2 protein-coding genes are annotated in these 2,468 nt (G+C 55.6%); both read left to right on the plus strand.

The window, feature by feature from the left end; genetic code table 11:
* On the plus strand, positions 1–429 hold a 429-nt coding region (locus RMO57_RS14345), incomplete at its 5' end, for a ParB/RepB/Spo0J family partition protein (protein WP_414896433.1).
* Between the two features lie 310 nt (positions 430–739).
* On the plus strand, positions 740–2,468 hold a 1,729-nt coding region (locus tag RMO57_RS14350; RefSeq protein WP_310387723.1), incomplete at its 3' end, for a PrkA family serine protein kinase.

The raw sequence follows: 2,468 nt of genomic DNA on the forward strand, positions 1-2,468 counted from the left end.
GTCGGCCGCTCGCGCAGTGCGGCCAGCAATTTATTGCGCCTGCTGCAGCTGGCCCAGCCGGTGCAGAACATGCTGATGGCCGGTGATATTGATATGGGTCATGCACGTGCGCTGCTGCCCCTGGACGGTGCCCACCAGATCACCTGCGCGACCGAGATCGCGGCCAAGAAACTGAGCGTGCGCGAGGCCGAGAAAATGGTCGCGCGCCAAGGCGTGGGCCGGCAGACCCCGCTGCTGCGGGTCAAGAATGACAAGAGCCGGGATCTGCTGCGCCTGGAGGAGGAGCTGTCGGACCTGCTGACGGCGGTGGTCGAAGTGCGCGTCAAGAAACGCACCAAGCGCGGCGAGCAGGGCGAGCTGTCGATTCAATTCGCCTCGCTGGACGAATTGAACGGCTTGATAGATAGGCTCCGCGGACCGGCTGCGTAGACCCGAATAATTGCACAGAACGCTGTGGTTTTGGGGTCAGGTCTTGCTACCCGCGTAAAGCAAAATGGGCGTAGCATTGAATCGCAGTTTGGGGCTTGAAACGACATGAAAGCGCCCTAAGTACGAGCTTATTCAGGGTTCGGCTTGCACGCTCGGGTCGCAAGCTCTGACCAAGGTTGAAATGCACGGAAAGCTCTGATGACGCCCCAGCGCCCGCTGGAGGCAGCGGCCGGGACGCCATCAGAACTTCCCTGAAATCCCCAGGCAAACGAGTGGCTTGGGTTGGACGGGGCTTTTACAGGAGCTCAGCATGGACGTGATCAGCAGTTTCAGCGCTCGCTACGAGCGCACTCGAGTTGAAGAACTCTCGCTGGAGGATTACCTCGCCGAGTGCAAGCGCAACCCCATCACCTACGCGACCGCGCCCGAGCGCATGCTGCAGGCGATCGGCGAGCCGCAAATGATTGACACCCGCAACGACACCCGGCTGTCGCGCCTGTTTGCCAACAAGACCATCAAGATCTACCCCGCCTTCGCCGAGTTTTACGGTCTCGAAGAGGCGATTGAACAAGTCGTTAGCTACTTCCGCCATGCGGCCCAAGGTCTGGAAGAAAAAAAACAGATTCTCTATCTGCTGGGCCCGGTCGGTGGCGGCAAAAGCTCGATCGCGGAACGCCTCAAGAGCTTGATGGAGCAAGTGCCCTTCTATGCGCTGCAGGGCTCACCGGTCAATGAGTCGCCGCTGGGCCTGTTTGACGCGGCCGAAGACGGGCATTTGCTGGAGCAGGAGTACGGCATCCCGCGCCGCTACCTGAACCGCATCCTGAGCCCCTGGGCGGTCAAGCGGCTGGAGGAATTCGGCGGCGACATTCGCCGCTTCAGGGTGGTCAAGCGTTATCCCAGCGTGCTCAGGCAGGTTGGTATCTCCAAGACCGAGCCGGGCGACGAGAACAACCAAGACATCTCCTCGCTGGTCGGCAAGGTCGACATCCGCAAGCTGGAGACCTTCGCACAAGACGACCCCGATGCCTACAGCTATTCCGGCGGCCTCTGCCTGGCCAATCAAGGCCTGCTGGAGTTCGTCGAAATGTTCAAGGCGCCGATCAAGGTGCTGCACCCACTGCTGACCGCCACTCAAGAAGGCAATTACAAGGGCACCGAGGGCTTTGGTGCGATCCCCTTCGACGGCATCGTACTGGCCCACAGCAATGAGAGCGAATGGAAGACCTTCCGCAATAACAAGAACAACGAGGCCTTCCTGGACCGCATCTATATCGTCAAAGTGCCGTACTGTCTGCGCGTTAGCGAAGAGGTCAAGATTTACGAAAAGCTGATCCGGGGCTCCTCGCTGGTGTTTGCCAAATGCGCACCGGGAACGCTGAAGATGATGAGCCAGTTCGCCATCCTGACCAAAAACTTTCCTAAAGCCACGCCATTTTCAGACACTGAACTGACGGAGTGGAAAACCTTTTGGACAGGCTTGTTTAAAATGGCAAAAGAAAGAGGCATTGAAACCTACATGATTAATTGGAACATTATTGTTTCCAAAAGCTTGGTACAAAATTATGGAGAACGTAATTCAGGACTGTGGGCAGATGGTAAAACTTCATCACAAATAGAGCAATACACACGTGAGTCGGTTACCCAGGTAATAAACGAATATCCTGACCTGACCGGACTTGGCGTAACAATGGGTGAAGCAATGCAGAAATGGGAAGGGGAGCAACAAACAGCATGGATTAAAAAAACATTCTTTGATGGTATTAAAAAAGCTGATCGTAAAATAAAGTTCATCTATCGTGCAGCACTGTCAGGAAATCATCAACCGCATCGTGACGCTATTGACAGTTCAGGTCTTGATACTCCTGAAAATCCGATCATGGTGGAGCTCAAGTTTAATTGGTCGCACGGGCATTCATCAACCACGCTTGTGAAAGCGCACGGCGGAGGCACGGGGAGCCAATATTGGACAAACCCTGCACCCACACACCATAAAATGGCATGGATGATTCGCAACGAAGATTTCTTTAGGTTGCGAT

Source organism: Roseateles sp., from assembly GCF_031397715.1.
Lineage (GTDB): Bacteria > Pseudomonadota > Gammaproteobacteria > Burkholderiales > Burkholderiaceae_C > Paucibacter_A.